The following is a 6657-nucleotide window of genomic DNA, read 5'->3' as shown; positions in this document are numbered from 1 at the left end:
CTCGACAGCCCGTCCGCTCCGGCGGCGACGACCACCTGGGTCCCCGTCTGCAACCGGCTCGAGCTCGAGCCGGTTGCAGACGGGGACCCAGGTGGTCGTCGCCGCCGGAGCGGACGGGCTGTCGAGGAGTGTCATGGTCCCGCCTTCTCTGTCGAGGGGCCGCATCCGGTCGGAGGCGGTGGAGGACGCGCATCCGGTCGGAGGCGGTGGAGGACGCGCATCCGGTCGGAGGCGGTGAAGGACACGGTAGGGATCGTGCGTTTCGTCCGATGACGTCCGCGGTGTCCCGGGCGTAACGAAGCTCTCACGACGGCCGGGCCGCACCGTGAGACGCCCGTCACAGAGCGTTACGTCCGGGCAACGGTGGGGAAACGGCGCGTGCCTACGGTGGAGGCCATGACAACCGCAGGAGCGAACCCCGCCGCCCGAGCCCCTCGACGCGTGCTCGTCGTCGGCGCCGGCCCCGCCGCGCACCGCCTGGTCGACGCGCTCGTGGCGCGGGCCGGCTCCGGCTCCGGCTCCGACGCCCTCGACATCACCGTCTTCGGCGAGGAGGTGCACCACCCCTACGACCGCGTCGCCCTCTCGAAGCGCCTCGAGGGGCTCGTCGACCTGACCCTCGGCGACGGCGCCCTGTGGGAGTCGGCCCGGCTGATCACCTCCTCCCGCGTGGTCGCGATCGACCCCGAGCACCCCCGCGTCGAGCTGGCCGACGGCCGCTGGTTCGAGGGCGACGAGATCGTGCTGGCCACCGGCTCCTCCGCGACCGTGCCGCCCATCGCCGGCGCCGAGCACGGCCGCGTCTACCGCACCCTCGAGGACGTCGACTCGCTCGTCGCCGACCTCGCCGCCTTCCAGAAGCGCAGGGGCCGGCCGGCGAACGTGGTCGTGGTCGGAGGAGGGCTGCTCGGCCTCGAGGCCGCCGGCGGCGCGCACCGGCTCGGCGCGCGCACCGCGCTCATCCACTCCGGCCGCTGGCTGATGAGCGCCCAGCTCGACGAGGGCGCGGGCCAGGCGCTGGGCCGCATCATCTCGGCCCAGGGCATCGCTCTGCACCTCGGCAACCGTCCGACCGAGATCCTGACGTCCCCCTCCGGCACGGTGCTCGGCGTCACCCTGACCGACGGCTCGAGCATCAGCGCCGACCTCGTCGTCTTCTCGATCGGCATCACCGCCCGCGACGAGCTGGCCCGCGGGGTCGGCATCGACGTCGCTCCGCGCGGAGGAGTGGTGGTCGACGACGCGTGCCGCACGAGCCGCGAGCACGTCTGGGCCATCGGCGAGGTCGCCGCGATCCAGGGCCGCACGGTCGGACTCGTCGCCCCGGCGAACGCGATGGCCGAGGTCGTCGCCGACCGCCTGCTCGGCGGCGACGCGACCTTCCCCGGGGTGGACGACGCCACCAAGCTCAAGCTCTCGGGCGTCGAGGTGGCCAGCTTCGGCGATGCGCTGGGGGCCGGCGAGGGCGCCCTCGAGGTCGTCTACGCCGACCCGGCCCGCGGGCTGTACCAGAAGATCGTCGTCTCGGACGATGCCAAGACCCTGCTCGGCGGCATGTTCGTCGGCGATGCGGGGCCCTACTCCTCCCTCCGCCCCCTGCTCGGCCGCGAGCTGCCCGCGGAGCCCAGCGCGTACCTCGCCGCGGCCGGCGCCGAGGCTCCGAGCGGCGACCTGCCCGACGACGTGCAGCTCTGCTCCTGCAACAACGTCTCGGTGGGCGAGGTGCGCCATGCCATCGGCGAGGGCTGCACCGAGCTCGGTCCGCTGAAGGCGTGCACGCGCGCCGGCACCCAGTGCGGCTCCTGCGTGCCGCTGGTGAAGAAGCTGCTGGACACCGAGCTCACCCGGGCCGGCGTCGAGGTGTCGCGCGCCCTCTGCGAGCACGTCTCGCTCAGCCGGAGCGAGCTGTTCGAGTCGGTGCGGATACTGGGCCTGCACTCGGCGGAGCAGGTCATGGAGCGCTTCGGATCGGGGCTCGGCTGCGACGTCTGCAAGCCGGTCATCGCCTCCGTCCTCGCCACGCAGACCAACGCGTACATCCTCGATGCGGGCCAGGCGCCGCTGCAGGACACCAACGACCGGGCGCTCGCGAACATGCAGAAGGACGGCACCTACTCCGTCGTCCCGCGCATCCCGGGCGGCGAGATCACCCCCGCGAAGCTCAAGGTCATCGCCGAGGTCGCCGAGCAGTACGGGCTCTACACGAAGATCACCGGCGGCCAGCGGATCGACATGTTCGGCGCCCGCCTCGAGCAGCTCCCCGAGATCTGGACCCTGCTGGTGGACGCCGGCTTCGAGTCGGGCCAGGCGTACGGCAAGTCGCTGCGCACGGTGAAGTCGTGCGTCGGATCGACGTGGTGCCGCTACGGCGTCCAGGACGCGGTCGGCATGGCGGTGTTCCTCGAGGAGCGCTACCGGGGCCTGCGCTCGCCGCACAAGTTCAAGCTCGGCGTGAGCGGATGCGCGCGCGAGTGCGCGGAGGCGCGCGGCAAGGACATCGGCGTGATCGCGACCGACACCGGCTGGAATCTCTACGTCGGCGGCAACGGCGGTTACCAGCCCGCCCACGCGCAGCTGCTCGCGCAGGACCTCGACGACACGACCCTCGTCCAGTACATCGACCGCTACGTCATGTACTACGTCCGCACCGCGGAGCGCCTCCAGCGGACGGCGCGCTGGCAGGAGGACCTCCCCGGCGGTCTCGACCACGTGCGCGAGGTGGTCTGCGAGGACTCGCTCGGCATCGCCGCCGAGCTGGAGGCCGCCATGGCGACCCACGTCGACACGTACGTCGACGAGTGGGCGGCGACCCTCGCCGACCCCGATCGGCTGCGCCGCTTCCGCTCCTTCGTCAACGCGCCCGACACCGCTGATCCGCGGGTCGCGACCGTGCGCGAGCGCGGCCAGATCCGCCCGGCGGGCAGCGATGAGCGCTCGGACGGGCCGGTTCTGGTCGCGGGGACGACGATCCCCGTCGGACCGGTGAGCGTGGTGGGGCCGCCGGCGTCGCTGTCCGCTCCCGCTGCCACCGTGAAGGAGTCCTGATGCAGCTCTCACTCGATCTGACCGGCCGCCGCGTGCTCGTCGTGGGCACCGCCTCCGGCACCCGCCGCGTGCTCGCGCGCTACCGCGCCGCCCGAGCGCTCGTCGAGCGGCGCGAGGCCGACGACTCGCTGCCGGTGCGCCTGGCGTCGGCGTCGATGCTGGCCTCGGGATGCCCCGCGCTGCTGGTGTGGGTCGAGGGATCCGCCGAGCTGCGCGCCGCCGCGTCCGCCGAGGCCGGGCGGCACGGGATCTGGACGGTCGACGAGGCCGCCGCGCCCCACCGGCCCCTCGGGCACGTGAGCATCGTCGGCGGGGGACCGGGCGACTCCGAGCTGATGACGCTCGCCGCGCACCGGGCGCTCCGCGAGGCCGACGTCGTGCTCTACGACCGCCTCGGCCCGCACGACGGGCTCGCCGAGTGGGCGCCGGGGGCCGAGCTGATCGACGTCGGCAAGACCCCCGGCCACCACGCGGTGCCGCAGCACGAGATCGAGCGGCTCATGGTCGCCCGCGCGCTCGACGGACTCGACGTCGTGCGGTTGAAGGGCGGCGACCCCTTCGTCTTCGGCCGCGGCGCCGAGGAGGTGCGCGCCTGCCGGGTCGCCGGAGTCCCCGTCACGGTCGTGCCCGGAGTGACGAGCGCGATCTCGGTGCCGGCGGCCGCGGGCATCCCGGTCACGCACCGCGAGGTCAGCCGGGCGTTCACCGTGGTCTCGGGTCACGCGCCGTTCAGCGAGGAGGAGCTCGGGCACCTGGCGGGGCTCGGCGGCACGCTCGTCGTCCTGATGGGCGTGAACACCCTCCCGCACCTGGTCGCCGGACTGCAGCGCGCCGGGATGGGCGCGGAGATGCCGCTCGCGATCGTCGAGCGCGGCTGGTCGCACGCGCAGCGCACCACGATCACCTCCGTCGGCGGGGTCGTGGGGCTGCTCGCCGACCTCGCTCCTCGCTCGCCCGCGGTCATCGTCATCGGCGAGGTCGTGCGTCAGGCCGCGTGCGATGATTCTCAGGATCCCGAGAGCATCGCCCGCGCGGTCGATGCGCTGACCACGTGAGACCCCGAGGCCCCGATGACCGGCACTCCCCGATGAGCGGCACCGACGCGAGCGACTCCGACGCCTCCTCGCCCGGATTCCGACCCGACCAGCTCGTCGGCTTCCGCATCGGCGTGACCTCGGACCGCCGCTCCGAGGACCTCATCGCCGCCTTCGAGCGCCGCGGCGCCGACGTCACCCACGCACCCACCATCCGGATGCGCGGCATCGACACCGAGGGCGTCCTCGAGGACGAGACCCGCGCGATCGTCGCCGTGCGCCCCGACGTGCTGCTCGCCACCACCTCCTACGGCATGCGCCGCTGGCTCGAGGCGGCCGACGCCGCCGGGCTGGGCGACGAGCTCGTCGACGCCCTCTCGGCCGCCCGGATCCTCGTCCGCGGTCCGAAGGCACGCGGAGCCGTCCGCGCCGCCGGGCTCGACGACCACGGCATGAGCGAGCGCGAGACCACCACCTCCCTCGTCGACCTCGCCCTGCGCTCCGGAGTGGACGGCCGCACGATCGCGGTGCAGCTGCACGGCTTCACCGACCCGCATCAGCTCGAGCGCTTGACCGACGCGGGCGCGACGGTCCTCACCGCCGCCCCCTACCGCTGGAGCGTGCACGAGGACTCCGCGCGCGTCCTGCGCCTGATCGAGGCGATCTGCTGCGGCGGGATCGACGCCGTCACCTTCACGAGCGCGCCCGCCGTCGAGGCCCTGTTCACCGTCGCCGAGGCCGCGGGCCGCCTCGACGCCCTGCAGGCCGCGTTCCGCGAGACGGTCGTCGCGGCGGCGGTCGGCCCCGTCACTGCGGCACCGCTCGTCGAGGCGCAGATCCTGCCGATCGTCCCCGACCGGTTCCGGATGGGCGCCCTCATCCGCCTGCTCTGCGAGCACCTCGAGCAGAGCGCGCCCCGCATCGCCACCGAGTACGGGCCCCTCGAGCTCCGCGGCCGCCACGCCGTCCTCGCGGGGGAGCGGGTGGCGCTGACTCCGGTGGCGCTGGCGCTCTTCCGCACCCTGGTCGCCGCCGAGGGCGCGACGGTCGCGCGCGGAGTGCTCGCCGCCTCCGCCCCCGAGGCGCTCGACGACCACGCGGTCGACGTCGCGATCAGCCGTCTGCGCCAGGCGCTCCCGGAGCCGCGCCTCGTCGCCACCGTCATCAAGCGCGGCTACCGCCTCGCGACGCCTCTCTGAGCGCCCGCCGCCCCGGTCTGCGCGCCCGCACTCCGCGACTGGCCGCGGAGCGGGCTCTGGTCGGGCTCGAGCGCCCGTTCCGCGTCCACTCGTGTCTCTCGGTGATGGCGAGTCGTCGCGTGCCGGGGTCTGCGTGGGGTGGGGCGCCCGTTTCGCGTCTACTCGTGTCCCTTGCTCTTCGCGTGTCTCTTGCTCTTCGCGAGTGGTTGCGGAGCGGGCTCTGCGCGGGCCGAGCGCCCGTCTCGCGTCCATTCGCGTCTCCCGCTGATCGCGAGTGGTCGCGTGGCGGGCTCTGCGTGAGGTGCAGCGCCCGATTCTCGTCCACTCGCCGCTCGCGAGCCGCGCAGCGATCACGACGAGAGACGCCACCCGCCCGCGATGAGCGCGCGGCGGACGCGGTGGGCGCAGTCGGCCGGATCCGCGTCGAAGGAGGCCGAGGCGACGCGCACGACTGTCCAGCCGGCGGCCGCGAGCCTCTCGTAGCGGATCAGGTCGCGATCCCATTGCGCGCGATCCGTGCGGTGGTGGTCGCCCTCGTACTCCACGACGACGCGCCACTTCCGGTAGAGGAGATCGACCCGTCCGATCTTCCCGAGCGCGTCGAACAGCTCGACCTGCAGCTCAGGCTCCGGGAGTCCTGCCGTCACGAGGACGAGGCGGAGCCGGGTCTCGCGCCGCGACTCCGCCCCCTCCCGGACGAGGGCGAGCGCGCGACGCACGCCGCGCGACCCGCGGCCCTCGAGGCGCGCGACGCGCCGCTGCAACTCGTGCAGCGGGACCCACGGGCGGGGATCGTCCGATCGGGGCTGCACGGGCGAGAGGACGAGCGCGTCCCCGACCGCGACCAGATCCTCCAGCCGGAGCGCGTCGCCGAGCTGGCAGAAGACGCTCGCACCGTCGGCCAGGAGAAGTCCGCCCCGCCGGACGCCGGTCAGGTCGGTGTCCGAGAGAGAGCTGCCGAGGAGTCCGCGCCCTCGCGGGGCGCGTGCCGGGTGCCGGACCGCGACGTGCAGCGGTTCGTCCGGAGGCTCGCTCGGAAGATCGAGGGGCCAGAGCCGAGCCGCGGTCAGTCCGCAGAACACCGAGCGCCGCATGATCGTCGCGTACGCCGCAGCGCGCTCGAGGACGCTCGTCGCCGCCCCGGCGGGCGCCCGCACTCCGCGGAAGGGGATCACCAGATCGGACGCGCGGAGGCGGTCCTCCGTCACTCCGGCGGCGCGTGCCTCCTCCACCGAGAAGGCGCGTCCGCGCAGTCCGAGAGGAAGGGGTGCGGGTCGTGGCATCGCGTCATCGTGCCCGATGTCCCGCTCCGGCGAGCACGTTCTCCACAGGCCGCTGCTGATCCGCCGTGAACCGGGCTCAGCGAGGCGGTCGGAGCC

The 6657-nt window shown here is 74.0% G+C and carries 4 protein-coding genes; 3 read left to right on the top strand and 1 reads right to left on the bottom strand.

What is annotated here, in order from left to right; translation table 11 throughout:
* Positions 1-396 precede the first annotated feature (396 nt).
* Genes nirB through NB037_RS10930 form a run of 3 tightly spaced genes read left to right on the top strand, consistent with a single transcriptional unit; the run spans position 397 to position 5278 of the window.
* Positions 397-3045, top strand: a complete 2649-nt coding sequence (gene nirB, locus NB037_RS10940) for a nitrite reductase large subunit NirB (RefSeq protein ID WP_251945686.1) — start codon at positions 397-399, stop codon at positions 3043-3045.
* Complete coding sequence (cobA, locus tag NB037_RS10935; RefSeq protein ID WP_251945685.1) at positions 3045-4100, top strand: uroporphyrinogen-III C-methyltransferase; 1056 nt, start codon at positions 3045-3047, stop codon at positions 4098-4100. Before nirB ends, cobA begins: the two co-directional genes overlap by 1 nt.
* 32 nt (positions 4101-4132) lie before the next feature.
* A complete protein-coding gene (locus tag NB037_RS10930) occupies positions 4133-5278 on the top strand; it encodes a uroporphyrinogen-III synthase (RefSeq protein WP_251945683.1) in 1146 nt (381 codons plus the stop codon).
* Between the two features lie 350 nt (positions 5279-5628).
* On the opposite strand, the gene NB037_RS10925 is transcribed toward NB037_RS10930, so the two are convergent.
* On the bottom strand, positions 5629-6561 hold the full coding sequence (locus NB037_RS10925; protein WP_251945682.1) for an endonuclease domain-containing protein: 933 nt from the start codon (positions 6559-6561) through the stop codon (positions 5629-5631).
* Positions 6562-6657: the final 96 nt, after the last annotated feature.

Source organism: Rathayibacter rubneri (genome assembly GCF_023743255.1).
Lineage (GTDB): Bacteria > Actinomycetota > Actinomycetes > Actinomycetales > Microbacteriaceae > Rathayibacter > Rathayibacter rubneri.
This window is presented reverse-complemented; position numbering and strand designations above follow the sequence as displayed.

What these genes read in the sequence shown, in the direction of transcription:
- nirB (WP_251945686.1), top strand. Translation starts at nt 397, where the DNA reads ATGACAACCGCAGGAGCGAACCCCGCCGCCCGAGCCCCTCGACGCGTG.
- cobA (WP_251945685.1), top strand. Translation starts at nt 3,045, where the DNA reads ATGCAGCTCTCACTCGATCTGACCGGCCGCCGCGTGCTCGTCGTGGGC.
- NB037_RS10930 (WP_251945683.1), top strand. Translation starts at nt 4,133, where the DNA reads ATGAGCGGCACCGACGCGAGCGACTCCGACGCCTCCTCGCCCGGATTC.
- NB037_RS10925 (WP_251945682.1), bottom strand. Translation starts at nt 6,561, where the DNA reads ATGCCACGACCCGCACCCCTTCCTCTCGGACTGCGCGGACGCGCCTTC.